This window comes from Hoyosella subflava DQS3-9A1, assembly GCF_000214175.1.
In the GTDB taxonomy this organism is placed as follows: Bacteria; Actinomycetota; Actinomycetes; order Mycobacteriales; family Mycobacteriaceae; genus Hoyosella; species Hoyosella subflava.
Genome location: NC_015564.1, coordinates 4,141,853 through 4,164,040, shown reverse-complemented (window position 1 = coordinate 4,164,040; position 22,188 = coordinate 4,141,853). Strand labels below are relative to the sequence as shown.

The following is a 22,188-nucleotide window of genomic DNA, read 5'->3' as shown; positions in this document are numbered from 1 at the left end:
CGGAGGGGGTCCTAGGTGAGTGTGGGCGACATGTCGCAGCACGATCAAGAATCGTGGCTTGCGGGACACGCGCGCGCCTGCGAGCCTTTCCCGCTCTCACAGGCTCAGTACGGCATGTGGTTTGCGCAGCAATTGGAGCCCGAAATTCCAGTCAGCATCGCGCAATACATCGAACTGCGCGGCGACCTTGACCCGGACTTGCTTGACCTCTCGATTGACCGCGCGCGGTGTGAGATTGGCTCAGGCGCGCTGCGGATACTCCAGCAAGACGGTGAACCACTGCAGATGGTCGCCCTCGGCCCCGAGAAGCACATCGAGCGCTACGACTTCCGGAGTCATCCAGACCCCCTTTCCGCAGCTTTCGAATGGATGCACGCGGAGTACTCCACGCCCATAGACCTGCTGCGCGACCGAATCGGAATCAGCGCCCTGCTCCAGGTCGGCGACGAGCACTACCTCTGGTACGGCCGCATTCACCACGTCGCCCTTGATGGCTATGCCGCTACGCGGTGGGTCACGCGTGCCGCAGAACTTTATACCTGCGCGAAGGAAGGCCGCGATCCCGCGCCAGCTCCGTTCGCGGACCTCTACAGCCTCTACGAGGCGGACGTGAACTACCGGTCTTCAGCGCGCTACGCGGCTGACCGGGACTTCTGGCTCGACCGGCTCCAGGGTCGTGACGTCGTCTCAAGTCTCGTTGACGGAACCGCACAAGCATTGCCTCGGACGAAGCTCGAGACTGCGGCACTCTCGCCACAGGCAGCGGAGCGGCTCGAGAACTCCGATCAAGAATTCGGCGTGTCTGCCGCGGCTGTGCTCGTGGGTGCATTCGCCGTCTACCTGTCCCGGATGACGGGGGAGGAAGACGTCACGGTCAGTTCACCGATGCTGGGCCGCGTCAACAAGCAACAGCGCGATTCCGGTGGAACCTTCGCGAATACCTTCCCGCTCCGGGTTTCCGTGCACCCTGCAGACTCGATAAAACGCCTGCTGCAGTCTGTGCACTCCGAGCAGCTTGGAACACTGCGTCACCAGCGGTTCAGCGTAGAAGAGATTCGGCATGAAATAGGCCTCGGAGACTCGCCCCGCAGGCTCCTCGGCCCAATCGTCAATCCGATGCTATTCGAGCAGAACATCGTTCTTGGTGACATCGTTGGTGAATTCACCATCCTCACCTCTGGGCCAGTCGAAGACCTCCTGGTCAACATCTATCCGCGCGGCAACCCGGTGCGTACGCACGTGGATTTCCGCGCGAACCCTAACCTCTACGACGATGACCTGCTGCGCGAACATCATCAGCGCTTCATGGCTTTCCTCGAGGAGTTCCTGTCCGCAGACGTGAGTGCAGCGCTGGACACAGTCCATGCCGAGACTGCCGCCATGGGGCTGGAACGGCATCGCGCCCGAGTGCGCGGGGAGTTCTGGCAGGAGGCGCTCTCGGGCCTTCCGACCTCCCTTGAGTTGCCTGGGATGGCAACCCGAACTAATGGTCGGCGTGGCACGCTCAGCGAAACGACCCTCGCGCTGCCGCAGGGTATCCGCTCTGGGGTTGAGCGTGTCGCTCAGCGGTCGGGTGCTCAGCCACTCGCGGTCCTGGGTGCGATCACATCATCTGTCCTTGCCCGCCTCAGCTCGTCAAGTGATGTTGCGGTCGGTGTTCCGGTTGCTGGACCAGCGGGTGAGTCTTCCGCGGTTGTGCTGCGCGCAGGAATCGATCTGGCGGAATCCGTCAGTTCCCTTGCTGCCCGCGTTCAGGCGAGTTCCAGTGACATCGTGACGCGTGCGCTCGGTGGCTCGCTGAAGGACATCGCTGGCGTCATCGGCAGCGATGGTGGTTCCGAGCGGAAAGCGCCATGCCACGCGGTTATTGCCGCCGTGGACGAGGTCCTGTTCACGGGCAACGGCGACGCGACTGATCGCATCATCGGCACGTCCCTGAAGCCTGATTTCGATGCTTGTGACCTACAGTTTGTTTTCTCGCTTGCGGGGGAGACCCCACAGCTTACGATCCGCTATGCCGACGATGTCGCCTCCGCTGAAAGTGCTTCACTGATCGGCAAACGGCTGGTGCAGCTGTTCGTCCGTGCGATCGAAACCCCCGATCAGCCGGTCGGTGATCTCGACATGCTGACAGCGGCGGAGGAAGTTTCGCTTCTGCCGGTGAGCGGTGCGGACTCGATAACCACCCTGCCGCTGCCAGACGTATTAGCCCGCTCAGCATCAGTGAACCCGGATGGAATCGCCATCATCTCCGGAGACCGCCAGCTCACCTATCGTGAGCTCGATCAGATGTCGAGCCGCCTCGCGCGCCATCTGATCGATCGTACGGCCGCCCAGCCGGAGCAGCTCGTCGCGATGGGCGTCGCGAGGTCGCTCGAATCCGTCCTCGCAACCTGGGCTATCGCAAAGACGGGTGCGGGTTTCGTACCAGTGGATCCGAACTATCCGCGGGACCGCGTCGAGCACATGATCGAGGATTCAGGATCAGTGGTCGGCATCACTGTGCGCGACCAGCGCCATCTGCTTCCGGACACGATTCAGTGGATCGTGATCGACGAGCCCGCCACCCAGCAACTGACTGCCGAGTACTCCGCTGAGCCCCTCACTGACGCGGACCGCGTCGTGCCGCTGCGACTCAACAATATTGCGTACGTTATTTACACCTCAGGGTCGACGGGCAAACCGAAGGGCGTGTCTGTTACTCACCATGGCCTCGAGAGCTTTGCAGCGGAGCAGCGCGATGCCTACGCCGTGACGCCGGCTTCCCGGGTGATGGCTTTCTCTTCCCCGAGCTTCGACGCTTCAATGCTCGAGATGCTCTTCAGCCTGGCCAACAGCGCCACGATGGTGATCGTGCCCCCCACGGTATTCGGCGGCGAGGACCTCCGCGCGATTCTGCATGACCATCACGTGACCCACGCGTTCATCACCCCGATGGCGCTGGCTTCCGTGGAGCCGGAAGGCCTGGAAGACCTTCAGCGGATTGCGGTCGGCGGCGAGGCGCTGCCACGCGAACTGCTGACCAAATGGGCCCCCGGCCGCACGTTCCACAACATCTACGGGCCAACGGAAACAACGATCGTTACGGCCATCAGCGAACCGCTCGTGCCAGGCGATCCAATTTCCATCGGGGGACCGATCCGCGGCACGCGTATGGTGATTCTCGACACGCGACTGCAACCCGTTCCCATGGGTGTTGCTGGTGAGCTGTACATAACCGGCTTGGGCTTGGCCCGTGGCTACCACGATCGAGCTGCCTTGACCGCTTCCCGTTTCGTGGCAGATCCGTACGGTCCGAATGGATCGCGGCTGTACCGCACGGGTGACCTCGCGCGCTGGGCGCACGCTCCCAGGTCCGAAAACCTGACCATCGAATATGTCGGTCGCTCCGATTTCCAGGTCAAGGTCCGTGGCTTCCGAATCGAACTCGGCGAGATTGACTCGCTACTCGAGACCCACCCCTCAGTCAGCATCGCAGCGACGCTCGGACGGCCCGGGCCGAGTGGCGACACTGTCCTGGTCTCCTACGTGAAGTTCAAGGTCGGCGAAGACGTCGAGGTGTCAGAACTGAGTCGGCACCTCGAAGAATTCTTGCCGTCCTACATGGTTCCGTCGGCGATCGTGGTCCTCGACGAGATCCCACTCAATCCGGTTGGCAAACTGGACCGCAACGCACTGCCAGAACCAGATTTCGGCACCGGTACTCGAGGCAGATTCCGTGCGCCGACCAATCCAGTTGAAGAAATCGTCGTCCAGGTTTTCACCGAGATCCTGTCTCTTGACACGCTCGGTGTCGACGACAGCTTCTTCGACGCTGGCGGCAACTCACTCATCGCAACCCGTGCCGTCGCGCGGATCAACGCGGCTCTGCAGAGTGATATAACCGTCCGTGATCTGTTCGAGGCGCCCACTGCGAGCGCCTTGGCAGTGCGTGTTGAGCAGCACGGTTCTGCACAGCGCGTGGCGCTCGTTCCGTGGGAACGCCCGAATCGAATTCCGCTTTCGCTTGCGCAACAGCGGATCTGGTTTATCAACCAGTTCGACACCGCTTCGCCCGCGTACAACGTCCCCATGTCGGTCCGCCTCCAAGGAACAGTGGATACCGGCGCCCTTCAGCTCGCCCTGAGCGACGTTGTGCAGCGCCATGAGTCGCTGCGTACTGTTTTTCCGACGTCCGAGGACGGGCCCCACCAAGTTGTGCTTCCCGTCGCGGACGCCGTTCCAGATCTGACACCCTTCCCGGTGTCATCCGACACGGAACTTGCTGCTGAGGTGGCTGAATACGCAGCTCAGGGGTTCGACGTCACCAGGGACCTGCCCCTTCGGGCGCGACTGTTCCAGTGCTCTGCTGGCGATCACACGCTGGTCCTCGTGGTGCACCACATCTGCGCCGATGGTTTCTCGCTCCAGCCGCTCGCCCGCGACGTTGTCGTTGCTTACACGAGCCGGATCAGCGGGGGCGCGCCCGATTGGGAACCGTTAGCCGTCCAGTACGCGGATTACGCACTTTGGCAGCGTGCGCTCCTCGGATCCGAGGACGATCCGGAGAGCATTGCCGCTCAGCAGCTCGAATATTGGGAAGAAGTGCTTTCGGGCCTGCCCGATGTTCTCGAACTCCCGCTTGATCACCCACGCCCAGCGGTGCAATCACTGCGCGGTCGGGAACACTCGTTCACAGTCCCGGCGTACTTGCACCACCAGCTGCTCGACGTTGCGCATGCGACCGGGTCGACTCTGTTCATGGTGATCCACTCGGCGCTGTCAGTGCTGCTGGCCAAGCTCTCGGGCTCCGAAGATATTTCGGTGGGCACGCCGATTGCGGGACGCGGCGAGGCAGCGCTGGACGATCTTGTCGGGATGTTCGTCAACACGCTCGTGCTGCGGACCGAGGTGCAGCCCGATGTTGATTTCACCGGCTTGCTTGCCCAGGCCCGTGCCGTGGACATCGGGGCTTTCAGCCATTCGGATGTTCCATTCGAGCGTCTAGTCGACGCTTTGCAGCCGCACCGTTCTACCGCGCATCCGCCGCTTTTCCAGGTGATGCTCGAGTTCCAGAACCTCGGAGAAGTGCGCGTCAATCTGCCAGGTCTGCAGGTCGATGCGAAGCCGCTGGCAACCGATACCGCGAAGTTTGACCTCCAGGTCATCCTGACAGAGCAGTTCGACGAGGATGGCCGCCCGCGGGAGATGCAGGCTTCGGTCACCTACGCTTCGGATCTTTACGATCCGGAAACTATCGAGCGCTTCAGCAACCAGTTCGTTCGTGTCCTTGAGCAAGTCAGCGCTGACCCAGCCGTTCGCATCGGCAACGTGAGCCTCCTCGATACTCAAGAACGTGAACAGTTGGCCGCAGCGGGAAGTGGCGAGCTCACAGATCTCCCCGAGGTCACTCTGGCGGACCTGTTTTCTGCGCAGGCGCAACGCACACCAGATGCGATCGCGCTGGAGTTCGAAGGGGACGTGCTTACCTACCGTGAGTTCGAAGCACGGAGCAGTCAGCTTGCCCGCTATCTCATCGCACGCGGAGTAGGTCCGGAAACAACCGTCGCGCTGTCGATGCACAGGTCGATCGAACTGCTGGTCGGCATGTATGCGGTAACTCTTGCGGGCGCTGCCTACGTTCCGGTCGATCCAGATCACCCAGTGGACCGCAATGACTACGTGCTGCGCACCGCGGATCCGGCGTGTGTCTTGGTCACGTCGTACGACGACCTCGCTGTCGAGGTCACGGCCCCAGTTCTGGTGCTCGGGGAGATCAACCTGCACCGCTACTCCTCGAGTCCGGTGACCGAGTCCGATCGCATCGTGGCACTCCGCCCCGACCACACGGCGTATGTGATCTTCACGTCCGGATCCACAGGACGGCCGAAGGGCGTTGCCGTCACACATCGCGCGATCGTGAACCGGCTTATCTGGATGCAGGCCGAATATCGTCTGAGCAATGATGACGTCGTTCTGCAGAAGACTCCGTACACCTTCGATGTGTCTGTGTGGGAGTTCTTCTGGCCGCTGCAGACCGGAGCGCGTCTCGTAATAGCAAAGCCCGATGGGCACCGCGACCCTGCCTATCTTGCCAGCCTTATTCAGAACTCTCAGGTCAGCGTGCTGCATTTTGTGCCGTCTATGCTGGCGACGTTCGCCGCCGCGTCAGACCGGAGGCAAGCAGAAGCGCTGCGATCACTGACGAAGGTGTTCTGCAGTGGTGAGGCGCTGCCGCCTGCTGTGGTGAACGATTTCCGTGCATTGACTAGCGCGGAAGTTCACAACTTGTACGGCCCGACGGAAGCGGCCGTCGACGTCACCTACCACGAGTACAGCGACGCTGACACGGTGTCGGTACCGATCGGGGCGCCGGTATGGAATACGCAGGTATTCGTTCTTGATTCTGCGCTGCGGCCAGTGCCGATGGGAGTCCCAGGCGAGCTTTATCTCGCTGGAACTCAACTCGCCCGTGGGTACATCACGCGAGGTGATCTGACCGCTGACCGGTTCGTCGCGAATCCGTTTTCGGGGTCCGGGGCACGCATGTACCGCACTGGCGACCTTGTCCGTTGGAGGGCAACGCCGAACGGTGGTCTCGAACTCGATTACATCGGTCGCACAGATTTCCAGGTTAAGCTGCGCGGCCTGCGGATTGAGCTGCCGGAAATCGAGTCGGTTCTCCTTGAACAGACGGAGGTGACGCAGGCTGCCGTCGTCGTCCACCAGGACAGGCACACCGGTGACCGGCTCATCGCGTACCTCGTGGGCGCAGCGGGCTCAGAACCTGATACGGATCAGCTCACGAAGGCGGTGGCTTCAGCGCTGCCGAGCTACATGGTGCCCGCGCAGTTTGTGGTCCTTGACGAATTCCCCCTTGGCGCGACTGGGAAACTCGACCGTAAGGCGCTCCCTGTTCCCGACCTCGTATCGGTCATTGGTGACTTTGTCGCCCCGCGTACCCCAGTTGAGCAGATCATCGCGGAGATCTTCGCCGAACTGCTCGGAACTGAACGCGTAAGCGTCAACGAGAGCTTCTTCGACCTCGGCGGTAACTCGCTGGTGGCAGCACGGTTGGTCGCCCGGATCAACGCGGCGCTCGGCACTGATATTGGTGTGCGTGACCTCTTCGACGCCCCCTCCGTCGCGGCGCTCGCATACCGCAGCGAAACCGCGAAAGGCCGTGGGCGGCCACCGCTGGTCGCAGTGGCGCGGCCGGAGATCGTGCCAGTATCGCTTGCGCAGCAACGTATGTGGTTTATCAACCAGTTCGATACCGCGTCAGCGGCGTACAACGTACCGATGCCGATCCGGCTGACTGGTGCCGTGGATCGGGTTGCGCTAGAGCAGGCCTTGCGTGACGTCGTCGAACGCCACGAGTCGCTGCGCACGGTCTACCCTGCGACGCAAAATGGGCCCATCCAGGTGGTGGTGCCCACCGCTGACGTGCTGATCGACCTGACACCGCAGAAGGTTGCCGGGGAAGCCCAATTGCGCGAGGTGCTCGCAGAGTGTGCCTTCGCTGGTTTTGACGTTGCCACGGCAGTACCGCTGCGCGCTAAGCTCTTTGAGCTTTCGTCCACAGATTTCGTTCTGCTCGTGGTCGCGCACCATATCGCCTCGGATGGATTTTCCCTTGCGCCGTTAGCGCGTGACGTCGTCATCGCCTACACGTCACGAGCGAACGGGGCCGAGCCTGACTGGTCGCCACTTGCTGTTCAGTACGCCGACTACGCGCTATGGCAGCGTGAACTCCTCGGAGAGGAAGACGACCCGGACTCGCTGGCGCATGCCCAGCTCGAGTTCTGGCGGAAGGCGTTAGCAGGCGTCCCCGAGGCTCTGGAGCTTCCTTCCGATCGCCCGCGTCCAGCCGTGCAATCGCTGCGCGGGGCTGTCGAAGAGTTCGCGATCAATGCGGATCTCCACGCGCGGCTCGCCGACCTCGCCCGGGTAAACAACACCAGTGTGTTCATGGTCATGCATGCGTCAATTGCGCTGCTGTTGGCGCGGCTCACGGGGTCTACGGACATCCCTGTCGGCACACCCATCGCTGGCCGCGGCGAAGCGGAACTCGACGACCTTGTCGGCATGTTCGTCAACACGCTGGTACTCCGCGCACAGGTGGACCCAGACAGGTCGTTCACGGACCTGCTGAAGGACGTCCGGTCATTCGATCTAGTCGCGTTCGGGCAGTCCGACTTGCCGTTTGAGCGACTGGTCGAAGTTCTCAATCCGCAACGTTCGCAGGCACATTCACCGCTGTTCCAGGTGATGCTCGAGTTCCAGAACAACGAGAAACCACGGCTCGAACTGCCGGGACTGACAGTCGAGCCACTCGACATCGATATCGACATCGCGAACTTCGATCTGCAGTTCGTGATGTCAGAGATCAGTCGCGATGCCGAGACGGGCGGGATGGCGGCAGCGATCCGGTACGCTACCGACCTTTTCGACGGTACGACGATCCGGACGTTCATCAAGCGGTTTGTGCTGCTACTCGAAGGTGTGGTTGCGCAGCCAGAGATGCCGGTCAGCCGGATCAGCATCATGGACGACGCCGAGCGGGCTGACATCACCTCAGTCAGCGGGGGTCCCGGAAATCGGCTGGAAGTCCTTCCGGACCTCTTGACGATGGGGATCCGCGACTATGACGCCCCGGCAGTAATCGACGGTGACAACCAGCTCACGTACCGGGAACTAGACGAACAGTCGAACAGGATCGCGCGGATTCTGATCGAAGAGGGTGTCGGACCTGAGAAGTTCGTTGCGCTTGGCTTTTCCCGCTCATTCGAATGGCTGATCTCGCTGTGGGCCGTAACGAAAGCGGGCGGGGCGTTCGTTCCCGTTGACCCGACCTATCCCACTGAGCGCATTGAGCACATGCTCAGCGATTCGGGAGCGATTGTCGGGCTGAGCACCCAAATGCATTCCGAGGCACTGCCCCAACTCGTACCCTGGAGCTATCTCGATTCGCCTGAGTTCCGCGCGCGCGTTCAGCAAACCTCCGCGGCGCCCGTCACGGATGCCGACCGGCGTGAAACGCTGCGGTTAGAGAACTCCGCGTACCTGATTTACACGTCAGGTTCAACCGGTAAACCGAAGGGCGTCGTTGTCCCGCACACGGGCCTCGACAACTTCACCCCGGCGATGGTGGCGCACCCCTCGGTGACGAAGGACTCGCGTGTTCTTTCGTTCGCGTCACCGAGCTTCGACGCGTCGCTGCTCGAAGTGCTGATGGCGTTCGGAGCCGGAGCATCGATCGTGCTCGTGCCGCCCAATGTGTACGGCGGCGAAGAATTAACCGCGGTCATTCGTGACCACCGAGTCACCCATGGATTTATTACCCCGCTCGGCCTCGCCTCGGTTGATCGCGACCAAGTGGAGCATTTCCAGTTCGTCGTCGTTGGTGGCGAGGCGGTTCCACCCGACGTCGTGGACCACTGGGCTGGCGGGCGTCGTTTGTTCAACGGCTACGGACCGACAGAGGCGACGATCGTCGCGACGATGAGCGACCCGATGACACCGGGCGAACCGGTGCGAATCGGCAAGTTGTTCAACGGAGTCACCGCTGTCGTTCTCGACCAGCGCCTCCAGCCAGTGCCGAAGGGGATTTCCGGAGAGCTTTACATCTCGGGTCTGGGGCTTGCGCGCGGATATCACGATCGCTTCGGTTTGACGGCGAACCGATTCGTTGCCAACCCGTATGGTGAGCCGGGTGATCGGATGTACCGTACCGGTGATGTCGTGCGGTGGTCCGATGACTATCAGCTGGAATATCTCGGGCGTTCCGACTTCCAGGTGAAGGTGCGCGGTTTCCGCATCGAACTCGGCGAGATCGATGCGGCCCTGAACAGCCATCCATCAATCGACTTCGCCGCGACTCTCGGAAAGACGGGTCCGTCTGGCGCAACCGTTCTCGTGTCCTATGTGCGCGAGGCGCCGGGACATGTCGCGAGCTCTAAAGAGCTGACCGATCACATTGCGGCCTTCCTGCCCGCGTACATGGTGCCTTCAGTCATCATGGTCATCAACGAGATCCCGCTAGCGGTCACCGGCAAACTTGACCGCAATGCGCTGCCGGAGCCCGACTTCAGCTTCGCCGCGTCCGAGTTCCGGGCGCCGTCGAACCCCGTAGAGGAGATCCTCGCGGGCATCTTCACCGACGTGCTCGGCCTGACACGCATCAGCGTGGGTGAGAACTTCTTTGACGTTGGTGGCAATTCGCTTGTCGCGACGCGACTGGTCGCGCGAGCGAACGCGGCGTTCGGTTCGCACATCGGAGTCCGGGATCTGTTCGAAGCGCCCACGGTCGAGTCGCTTGCCGCTCGAATCGAACAGTACGGGGCGCGCGGGGCTGACCGGCCCGAGCTCCGCGCACGGACCCAATCGGAACGGCCTGCGCGAATCCCGCTTTCGCCTGCCCAGCAGCGCATGTGGTTCATCAACCAGTTCGATCCGGACTCACCGGCGTACAACGTACCGATGGCGATCCGGCTTTCCGGCAGGCTGAACCTGGCTGCCCTAGAAGGCGCGATCAGCGACGTGCTGGACCGGCATGAGTCGCTGCGGACATTGTTCCCGGAAACACTCGACGGTCCTGTCCAGGTGATCCTTCCGGCCAGTGAGGTCAATTTCGACCTGACACCGGTCCCGGCCGACGCGTCCGAGCTCATCGAGAGGATTCAGGACTTCGTGTCCGGCGGATTTGACGCGACGTCTGCGGTACCGGTTCGTGCCCGCTTACTTCGTTTGCACGACCGCGAGCACGTGCTCGTTATCGTTGTGCATCACATCGCAGCTGACGGGTTCTCGATGGCTCCGCTAGCGGCTGACGTCATGGTTGCGTACTCAGCGAGGCTGCTGGGGCAGGAGCCCGAGTGGGCTCCGCTTCCCGTGCAGTACGCGGATTTCGCGCTCTGGCAGCGGGAGCTGCTCGGCGAGGAATCTGATCCGGAATCAGTCTCTGCGCGCCAGTTGGAGTACTGGAAAGCTACGCTGGCAGGCTTGCCAGATGTGGTCGACCTACCGGCTGATCGGCCACGCCCGGTCACGGCGTCGCAGCGCGGCGGTCTGGTGCGCTTCGGCGTCGATGCAGACCTGCACCGGCAGCTCACGGTGCTTGCGCGCGAGCTGAACTCGACGATGTTCATGGTGATGCACGCCGCACTTGCAGTGCTGGTTGCTCGCCTGTCAGGTAAGGACGACATCGCTATCGGCACACCGATTGCGGGCCGTGGTGAGGCCGCGCTCGACCCAGTGGTGGGAATGTTCGTGAACACGCTTGTGTTGCGGACCGAGATCGACCAGGATGCCACGTTCGATGACATTCTTGCCGCGATCCGCGAAACAGACCTTGGGGCATTCACTCACGCGGATATCGCCTTCGAACGTCTCGTCGAGGTGCTTCGTCCGGAGCGATCGACGTCGCACGCGCCGCTCTTCCAAGTTCTTCTGGAATTCCAGAACAACCCGGAGGCCTCGCTCGAACTGCCTGAACTGACAGTGAGCGCCGTCGAATTCGAGGATCACATCTCGAAGTTCGATTTGCAGCTGTCTGTGCGTGAGGAACGCGACGGTTCGGGCAATCCTGCTGGCATTCACGTCGGCTTTATTTACGCCACAGATCTTTTCGATGAAGCCACGGTGCGGACATTCGGGGAACGCTTCCTGCGCATTCTCCGCGCTGTAGCTGCGACACCCGTCATTTCCGTCGGTGACATCGCGCTGCTCTCCGAGGCGGAACAGCAGCAGATGCTCACCGCCTGGAACCACCCTGGCGCGGACGTGGAGCAAGCGAGCCTGGCTGTGCGCTTCCGGGAGCGGGCGGCGGAGTTCGCCGACCGTCCAGCTGTGACATTCGCTGCAGCGGACGGATTGCGTACCCTGACGTACCGCGAGCTAGACGAGCGCTCGAACCGGCTGGCACGCCGTCTGATCGAGGCGGGCGCGGGACCCGAAAAGTTGGTTGCTGTGGCTGTGCCGCGGGACGAACAACTGATTGTCGCGCTGCTAGCCGTGATCAAGTCCGGTGCTGGTTATTTGCCGGTGGATCTGACGTATCCCGCGGACCGCATCGAGTTCATGCTCTCCGACGGCGCGCCCGTTGCCGTGCTGACCACCGCGCGGGACGAAGTTCTCCTGCCATCGACCTCAGCGCCAGTCATTTATGCTGACGCTGAGGTTTCCGGCTACAGTGCTGAACCAATCACGGACGCTGACCGGATCGCTGCACTGAGCTGGGATAACGTCGCGTACGTCATCTACACTTCGGGGTCGACAGGAAAGCCCAAGGGCGTCGCGGTTCCGCACCGTACAGTCATGACGCTGATGGCGAACACTGACGAGAAGTTCGGCTTTTCCGAGGACGACGTGTGGACGATGTTCCATTCGTATGCGTTCGACTTCTCCGTGTGGGAACTTTGGGGCCCCTTGCTCTACGGCGGCAAGCTGGTTGTTGTCGATTACTTCACCGCTCGCAACCCCGAACAGTTCCTCGAACTCCTTCGGCGGGAACGCGTCACGGTTCTCAACCAGACGCCGTCTGCGTTCTACCAGCTCGCTGAAGCCGAACGTCTCTCCGGTTCTGAAGGCAGCTCTCTTGCGCTCCGCCACATCATTTTTGGTGGTGAGGCGCTCGACCTGGGGCAGCTCGATCGGTGGTACACACGCCATGCCGACGATGCTCCGCGGCTGGTCAACATGTACGGCATCACGGAAACTACCGTGCATGTCAGTTATCTCGAACTTGATCGGGAGTTCGCGGCCAGCGCATCGGCCTCCGTGATCGGCCAGGCCTTGCCAGGGCTTCGCGTGGCGGTGCTCGACGAGCGGTTGCGGCCCGTGCCACCGGGGACGATCGGGGAAATGTACGTTTCGGGTCCGCAGCTGTCCCGTGGATACCTCGGTCGCCCAGACTTGACGGCGAGCCGGTTCGTCGCGGATCCGCACGGCGAACCTGGAGCAGTCATGTACCGCTCTGGTGACTTGGCCCGCTGGAACCGGGACGGGCAGCTTGAGTATCTGGGCCGCTCGGATTTCCAGGTGCAGCTGCGCGGCTTCCGAATCGAACTGGGTGAGATTGAAGCGGAACTGCTGCGATACCCCGGTGTCGCTCAGTCAGTGGTACTCATGCGCTCTGATTCCGGGCCGGGATCAGAACGACTCGTGGGCTACGTGGTTCCCGAGTCGGGCAGTTACCTGACCCCCGCTGCAATCCTTGATGCACTTGGTGACGCACTCGCCGCACACATGGTGCCGTCGGCAGTGGTTGTGCTCGATGCGTTCCCGCTGACCGCCAACGGCAAACTCGATCGGCGTGCGTTACCAGCACCGGACTTCGGCGCGCTTGTCCAGGAGGGGCGTGAGCCGTCCACTCCGGTCGAAGAGAAACTCGCGGCGGTGTTCGCTGAGGTTCTGGGATTGCCGTCGGTGGGCGTCGATGACTCGTTCTTCGCCCTGGGCGGCGACTCGATCATGTCCATCCAGCTCGTTACGAGGGCCAAAGCAGCGGGCATCCAGGTGTCGCCGCGTGATGTGTTCAACCTCAAGACTGTCGCTGCGCTCGCTCAGATCGCCACGGTCGTCGGTGAGGCTGAACACATATCGCTCCTCGAACTTCCTGGCGGTGGCGTGGGCAGGCTCCCACTGACACCGGTGATGGAGTGGATGCGGGAACGCGGCGGCAACTACAACCGTTATGCGCAGGTTGCGCTGCTCACCCTCCCCTCGAACATCGACGAAACGGGGATTTCGCGCACACTGCAAGCGGTCATCGATCGGCACGACCTGTTGCGCGCGCGACTCACAGGTTCGGAGCTGAGCGTCGGTGCGCCGGGTTCCGTGGATGCGTCCGCGCTGGTGAGCAGAGTCCACGTGGACCATGGACCGGGAACACCTGAGTTCACTAGAGCGGCAGAGGCGGCCCTGGATTCCGCTGCGGACCGGCTCGACCCCGATGCGGGCGTGATGCTGCAAGCGGTGTGGCTGGATGGGGGCGCCGGTGTCTCGGGCCGGATCCTGTTGGCCATCCACCATATCGCCGTGGACGGTGTGTCGTGGCGCGTCCTCGTCCCTGATCTCGCAACCGCATGGAGTCAGATCGCGTCGGGTCAGGAGCCACAACTTGCCCCGGTTGGGACCTCTTTCCGCCGCTGGGCGCATGGGCTGAAAGAATTTGCCAGCGCACGCGAAACAGAATTCGCACTGTGGCAGCGCTTCCTCAGCGGTGAGGACGCTCTCATCGGTTCACGCGAGTTCGATCCGCAGGTTGACACCAACGAGACCGTTGCGCGCATAACGGTAGAACTGCCCACTGTGGTCACGGACCAGTTGCTGACCCGTGTGCCGGAAGTCTTCCATGGTGGTGTCAACGACGGTCTGCTCGCCGGGCTGGCGCTGGCCCTGGCGAAATGGAAAGGCGCATCAGCGCCTCTGATCAGTCTCGAAGGCCATGGCCGCGAAGAAGAAGCAGTTCCAGGCGCCGACCTCTCACGGACGGTTGGCTGGTTCACCACGATCTTCCCGGTCCGCCTGGATCTCGGGGGCACGGGAAGCTCCGGAAGCTTTAGTGCCGCGGAGGTTGACGATGCGTTTGCGGGCGGCGAAGCAGCCGGTGCCGCGGTTAAAGCGGTCAAAGAGGTGCTCCGCTCGATTCCGGACCGGGGGATCGGTTACGGACAACTGCGGTACTTGAGCCCCGCAGTGGCGGAAGACCTGCGAAGGCTGCGGCGACCCCAAGTGAGCTTCAACTATCTTGGCCGCTTCACTACGAGCGACCTTCCGGAAGATCTTCGGTCCCTCGGCTGGATGCCGGTAGGCGACGATGAGGACACATCAAACCTCGCGGCCACCCAGAACCCAGACATGGCCGCGATGGCCGCGCTCGACATCAACGCCGTGACAGCAGCGACCGCAGACGGCCCCGTGTTGCGCGCGACGATCGGCTTCCCGACGGGTCTTCTCACCCATGAGGAAGTCGACGAGTTCGCTGGCCTATGGAGCGACGCTCTCACCGCGATCGCTAATCACGCCGCGCAGCCGCACGCTGGCGGGTTCACCCCGTCAGATCTGGAACTCGTCAACGTTGATCAGAACACGATTGACAGGCTGGAAACGCGTTTCCACGGCATCGATGATGTGTGGCCACTCTCGCCCCTGCAGTCCGGCCTGCTTTTCCATGCGGTGCTTGCCGAGCAATCGGTGGACGCCTACATGGTGCAACTTGTGCTGCACCTCAAGGGAGTCGTCGACGCGGAACGGATGCGTCGATCGGCTCAAGCGCTGATTAACCGGCACCCCAACCTGCGCGTGGCATTCGCTGCGGATAGTGCAGGAAATCCAGTGCAGGTGGTGGTTGATGACCTGCAGGTGCCGTTCGCGGCGACAGATCTCAGTGGGGAGAGCGACCTCGACGGCGCGCTGCAGCAGCTTCTGACAGCCGACCAAGAGCAGCAATTCGACATGGGCGAGGCGCCGCTCATCAGGTTCATGCTTGTCAGCCTGGGAGCGGGCGAGTATCGCTTCGTCATCACGAACCACCACATCTTGCTCGACGGCTGGTCCACGCCGCTGGTGCTGCGAGAGCTCATCACGCTGTACGTGATGAACGGTGATGGATCTGCGCTGCCGCCGTCCCGCTCGTATCGCGATTACCTGGCGTGGCTGCAGCAGCAGAACCCGCAAGAATCACTGAAGGCCTGGGCGGGCGCCTTGGCCGGTGTGGAAGAACCGACGACAATCGCGCCGCTCGATCGGGCCAGGCAGATGGACGTGACGTCCACCGACATTGTCGCGGATTTCACCAAGGCCGAAACCGAGCAGCTGACCGTCCTTGCGCGCGATCTTGGCGTCACGCTGAACACTCTCATCCAGACGGCATGGGGAATCCTGCTGGCCACGATGACGTCGCGTGACGACGTGGTTTTCGGGACGACCGTCTCGGGCCGTCCGCCTACCATCAGCGGTGTCGAACAAATGGTGGGTTTGTTCATCAACACGCTGCCCGTGCGCATCCGGCTCGATAGCCGGGAGACGCTCGCTGAACTGCTCGTGCGTGTCCAGGGAGAGCAGGCTGAACTGCTCGATCACCATTACGTTCAGCTTGCTGATATTCAGCGGGTCGTCGGCGCAGGGTCCACGTTCGACACACTTGCAGTGTTTGAGTCGTATCCAGTGGACGTTGCCGGCGCGACCGCAGACACCGATTTCGCAGGTATGCGGATCACTGCCCTCGACGGTGCCGACGCGGCGCATTATCCGGTGACCCTTGTTGCGCACACAGACGATGCGCTACATGTGAAGCTCAAGTACTTCCCGTCGATGTTCGGCGTTGCCGACATGACGGCGATGATCAGCCGGTACGCGCAGCTGCTGCGCGACATTGGAGCGCACCCCGAACGCCGATACGCGCAACTGACGGTGCTCGATGCATCCGAGAAGCAGGACCTCGCCCCGGTGCACGGTGATCCAGGGCGTACGGTTCTGCCGCTGCCGGAACTCCTAGCTGACGCGGTGACGCAGAACCCTGACGGTGTTGCGGTCATCGACGGTGACAGGGAAATCACCTATCGCGAACTCGACCGGCTTTCCAATCAACTCGCCCGTGTACTCATCGAGCGCGGAGTTGGTCCGGAGACGTTCGTCGCACTGGGTATTGCACGGTCACTGGAATCCATACTCGGTATTTGGGGGGTGACGAAGTCTGGCGGTGCGTATGTGCCGATCGACCCGACTTACCCGGCTGACCGCATCGAGCACATGCTCACAGATTCGGGGGTGGTGCTGGGGCTGACGACGCGTTCGCACGCAAGCAGCCTTCCCTCCGACGTGTCGTGGCTCGTCATCGACGACTCCGACTGCCTTGACGACATCGCCGCGCGATCTGACGCTCCGGTGACTCAAGCGGAACGGGCTTCGGCGGTCACGCTTGATACTGCCGCGTACGTCATCTACACGTCAGGTTCGACAGGCAAGCCCAAGGGCGTCGTGTCGACGCATCGTGGCCTCGAGAACTTCGCTATCGAGGCTCGTGAGCATTTCCAGGTCAGCAGGGAAGCGCGAGTTATGCATTTCTCGTCGCCAAGTTTCGACGCGTCAGTGCTTGAACTGCTGCAGGCGTTCGGAAGTGCCGCGACGATGGTGATCATCCCGCCCACGGTGTACGGCGGCAGTGAATTGGCTGAGATCATCCGCAGCAAGAAGGTCACGCACGCGTTCATCACTCCGCTCGCGCTCGGCTCGATGGATCCGGAAGGCCTCGAACACTTCTCGAATGTCAGCGTCGGTGGCGAGCCCGTACCCAGCGACCTCATCAACGTCTGGGCGCCGGGCCGGAACCTATACAACGGGTACGGGCCGACCGAGACAACGATCATGGTCACAATCAGTCCGCCCGCTGCTGCGGGCGATCCCGTACTCATCGGTGGTCCAATCCGGGGCACTCACGCGGTAGTGCTCGATTCCAGGTTGCAGCCCGTACCGGTCGGCGTGTCCGGGGAACTGTACGTTTCAGGTGAGGGGCTCACACGCGGGTATCACGAGCGTCGGGGGCTTACCGCGGAGCGGTTCATCGCTAATCCGTTCGGCGCGCCCGGGGGCCGGATGTACCGGACAGGTGACGTTGTGCGCTGGGTCCGCACGTCCACTGGATTGCAGATCGATTACGTGGGTCGCTCGGACTTCCAGGTGAAGATTCGTGGCTTCCGCATCGAGTTGGGGGAAATCGACGCCGCGCTGCGTTCCCACCCGGCAATCGGATTTGCCGCGACGATCGGCCACACGGGGCCGAATGGTCAGGCGATGCTGGTTTCTTACGTGCAACCCAACGAGGGTGCGCGAATCGACACCGCGGACGTGACGAAGTTCCTGGGGCAGTCGCTCCCTTCACACATGGTCCCGTCGGCGATCATTCCTATCGACGAAGTGCCGCGCACGCCGGTCGGCAAACTCGACCGCACGGCGCTGCCCTCACCTGACGTTGCGCTGCCGGAACCGGAATACGTTCCCCCGCGCAACGTAGTGGAGGAGATCGTTGCTGGGGTCTTCGCTGAAGTGCTAGGCACGGACCGCGTCAGCGTGACGGCGAGCTTCTTCGATCTTGGCGGAAACTCGCTGGTGGCCACGCGAGTTATCGCGCGGGTCAACGAGGCGCTCGGCACGTCCCTTGGTGTCCGCGAACTGTTCGATGCACCATCGGTAGATCAACTTGCGGCACGCGCGGAAGCCGCCGGAACTCCCGGCGGACCACGGCCTGCCCTGGAACCACGCCCACGGCCCGAGCATGTCCCGGTTTCGCTTGCGCAGCAGCGGATGTGGTTCATCAACCAGTTCGACACGGCATCACCTGCATACAATGTTCCGCTCGCGGTCCGTCTCACAGGTACGTTGAGTGTGCCTGCGCTCGAGATGGCGCTGCGGGATGTCATTGGACGGCATGAAGCGCTGCGTACCGTTTTCCCTGACAGCGCCGACGGTCCTTCACAGGTGGTGGTGCCAGCAGACCACGTCGTTCCGGATCTTGCGCCCCAGCAAGTACGCGACGAAACGGAACTGCGGCAGCGGATTGTGCGTCTCGCTGCGGCAGGGTTTGATGTGGCCGCTGAGGTGCCATTGCGTGCGCGGTTGTTCCGTCTCACCGATACGCAGCATGTGCTGCTCGTTGTCGTGCACCACATTTCAGCGGACGGGTTCTCGATGGGGCCGCTCGCGAAGGACGTGGTCACGGCGTACCACGCGCGTAAAGCAGGTGCGGCACCGAACTGGGCGCCGCTTAAGGTCCAGTACGCGGACTACACGCTGTGGCAGCGTGACCTGCTCGGCGACGAAACTGATCCGGCCAGTCTCGCCGCAACTCAGATCGACTACTGGAAGAGGTCGCTAACGGGACTTCCAGATCTACTCGAGCTCCCCACCGACCGGCACCGACCCGCGCAGCAGTCGATGCGCGGCGCGGACGTGCGGTTTGTCATCCCAGCGGAATTGCACGCACAACTCGAGCAGGTGGCGCGCCAACAAGGTGCGACGCTGTTCATGGTCCTGCATTCGGCTCTCGCTGTGCTCCTTTCGCGCCTTTCCGGGATGAACGACATCGCGATAGGTACACCGATCGCCGGACGTGGTGAAGCTGCCCTCGACGATCTCGTCGGCATGTTTGTCAACACTTTGGTCCTGAGGACCGAAGTGGACAGCGGAGAGACTTTCGCCGAACTGCTCGCCCATGCCCGAGAGACCGACCTTGCCGCATTCGGTCACGCGGATGTTCCATTTGAGCAGCTCGTCGAGGTCCTGAACCCGGAGCGCTCAACGGCGCACTCACCGTTGTTCCAGGCGACGATCGAATTCCAGAACATCTCACGGCCGAGCATTGAACTCGAGGGTCTGCACCTTGAGGCCCTCGATTTCGAAACATCGATCGCCAAGTACGATCTGGAACTCATTCTCGGTGGAGACGGCTCAGCCACCGGCGCTCACACCGATCTCGAGGCGGCCTTCACCTACGCCACCGACATTTTCGACGCTGGAACGGTAGCCAAGTTCGCCGACCGGTATCTGCAGATTCTGACCGCAGTCGCGGCTGCTCCCTCCGTCAAGGTGGGGGAGATCGGACTGCTGAGTGAACGCGAACGAGAGCGCTTCGCTCCAGTGCGTGGACCTGAAGGGCTTACCCCGCGACTGTTGTCAGACCTGCTCAACGATGCCGCGACCCAGAATCCGGATGCTCCAGCGCTGGTCTTCGGGAATACATCACTGTCCTACCGTGAGCTTGACGAACGGTCTAGCCAGCTCGCCCGCGTGCTGATCGCACAGGGTGCAGGCCCGGAGCGTGTAGTCGCGCTGGGGCTTTCACGCTCGATCGAATCCGTGCTCGCTGTCTGGGCGGTAGCGAAGACTGGTGCCGCGTTCGTGCCCGTGGATCCGAACTACCCGTCGGAACGTATCGAGCACATGCTCACCGATTCAGGTGCCGTAGCGGGGCTGACGGTTTCCGCGCACAAGCACGCCCTGCCCGATCTGCTGCCGTGGCTGGAGCTCGATAGCCAAACCCTCGCTGGGCTCGTGGGACGGGAAGCCACAACGCCGGTCCTCGACAGCGAGCGCATCAGGCCGCTTCATTTGGCGAACCCGGCTTACCTGATCTACACGTCAGGTTCGACAGGTAAACCGAAGGGCGTGGCGGTGACGCACCGCGGCCTGGCCAGCCTGGCGGCTGAAGAACGCGATCATTTGCAGGTCACACATGAATCTCGAGTTCTGCATTCAGCGTCACCGAGTTTTGATGCGTCAATCTTCGAGATGCTGATGGCCTATTGCGGAGGGGCGACGCTTGTGGTGGCGCCGCCCGAGGTTTATGGCGGTGCGCCTATGGCGGAACTGCTGCGTGAGCAGCGGATCAGCCATGCATTCTTTACCCCTGCAGTGCTCGCGTCGGTCGACGAAGGTGAGGTCGGCACACTGCGTTCGATCCTGGTCGCGGGCGACGTGTGTCCACCAGAACTCGTTGCGCGGTGGGCCCCGGGGCGCGCCATGGTGAATGCGTACGGCCCGACGGAAACAACGATCATGAGCAGCATCTCCGCGCCCATGGCGGCTGGTGCGGCTGTCACCATCGGCGCTACTACTCGCGGCTTCACCGCGATGGTGCTCGATGCCCGGCTGCAACCGCTGCCTGCCGGTGTGGCTGGCGAACTTTATCTCGCAGGCCCTGCTCTTGCGCGTGGATATCACGGCAGGTTTGCGCTGACTAGTGAGCGTTTCGTGGCTAGCCCGTTCGGCGCACCCGGTGAGCGGATGTACCGCACCGGCGACGTGGTTCGCTGGATCGACCGCGCTGGGGAACCCGAACTCGAGTTCGTCGGCCGCTCGGACTTCCAGGTGAAGATCCGGGGCTTGCGCATCGAACTTGGCGAGATCGATACGGCGCTGGCGAGCCACCCGCGCGTCAGCTTCGCGACCACCGCTGGCGTGAGCGGCCCAGCCGGTGAAACTCTCCTGGTGTCGTATGCGGTACCGCACGAGGGTGACGCGGTCACCCCTGCGGAACTGGCCGCGTACCTCGGCGAGTTCCTCCCTAGCTACATGGTGCCCTCGGTGATCATGCTTATCGACGAGATTCCGCTGACCCCGGTCGGCAAGCTGGACCGCAAGGCGCTGCCGGTGCCGGACCTCGCCGGGTTGAAGAAGGAGTTCGTCGGTCCGCGCAACGACAATGAAGCGGCTGTCGTCGCTGTCTTCGCTCGCGTGCTTGGAGTCGACCAGATCAGCGTCCACGACAGCTTCTTCGACCTCGGTGGAAATTCGCTGAGTGTCACCCGCGTGGTCTCGGAGTTGGAGAAGGAAACGGGACGGTCGGTCCGGCTTCAGGCGGTATTCCTCAACCCGACCCCAGCGGGGCTAGCTGACCGACTCTCACACCCGGACGACGCACCGAGCGAGCTTGCCGGCCAGCTTCTTGCCCCCGTCATCAGGCTGCGACAGAACGGCCGGAAAGCGCCGGTCTTCTGCGTGCATCCTGGTGTGGGACTGTCATGGGCATACACCGGCCTGACGCAGCACATCCCGGAGGAGCACCCGGTTTACGGGCTGCAGTTGCCTTCACTCACGGGTGCGGAGCCTGCCCAATCCATTGAGGAACTCGCGGCAACATACATCGATCACATCCGCACACTGGCTCCGGAAGGGCCATACCATCTTCTCGGCTGGTCGCTCGGCGGTGTGATCGCACAGGAGATGGCGGCTCAGCTCCGCAGCGATGGAGACGAGGTCGGTGTGCTCGCGATGCTCGACAGCTACGTGGCCGCAGATACCGATGTGCCTGACATGGCTGAGCTCATCAGAAGCTTCGGCGTGGAAGTTCCTGAAGGCACCGAACTGAGTTATGAGTCCGCTGTCGGGCTGATCGACGCCGAGTTCGGGCAGCCGACCGGACTCACCGGTGCGTACATGGAGCGGATACACAACGGGTTCGCTGACGCCGCCCGCATCATGCGCTCCTTCACGCCGCATGACTTCGCTGGTGAGACAGTGTTCTTCGCGGCCGACAACACTGTCGATCCGGCCGGGAAAGTGCGGACACCGCAGGAGTGGGAAGAGAACCTGCCGGCGATGACTGTCTACGATGTGCCTGTCCGGCATCAGCGGATGGTGGAGCCCGACGCGCTGGCCGTGATTGGGCCAATCCTGCGCCGTTACCTGCAGCAGGGAGACTGATCCGGC

The 22,188-nt window shown here is 62.5% G+C and carries 1 protein-coding gene; it reads left to right on the top strand.

Annotated elements, in window-relative coordinates:
* Window positions 1-30 precede the first annotated feature (30 nt).
* Window positions 31-22,182, top strand: a complete 22,152-nt coding sequence (locus AS9A_RS19470; protein ID WP_148262513.1) for a non-ribosomal peptide synthase/polyketide synthase — start codon at window positions 31-33, stop codon at window positions 22,180-22,182.
* The last annotated feature ends 6 nt before the right edge of the window (window positions 22,183-22,188 follow it).

Excerpts from the sequence above, each read along its gene's own strand:
- AS9A_RS19470 (WP_148262513.1), top strand. The coding sequence starts at position 31 with ATGTCGCAGCACGATCAAGAATCGTGGCTTGCGGGACACGCGCGCGCC.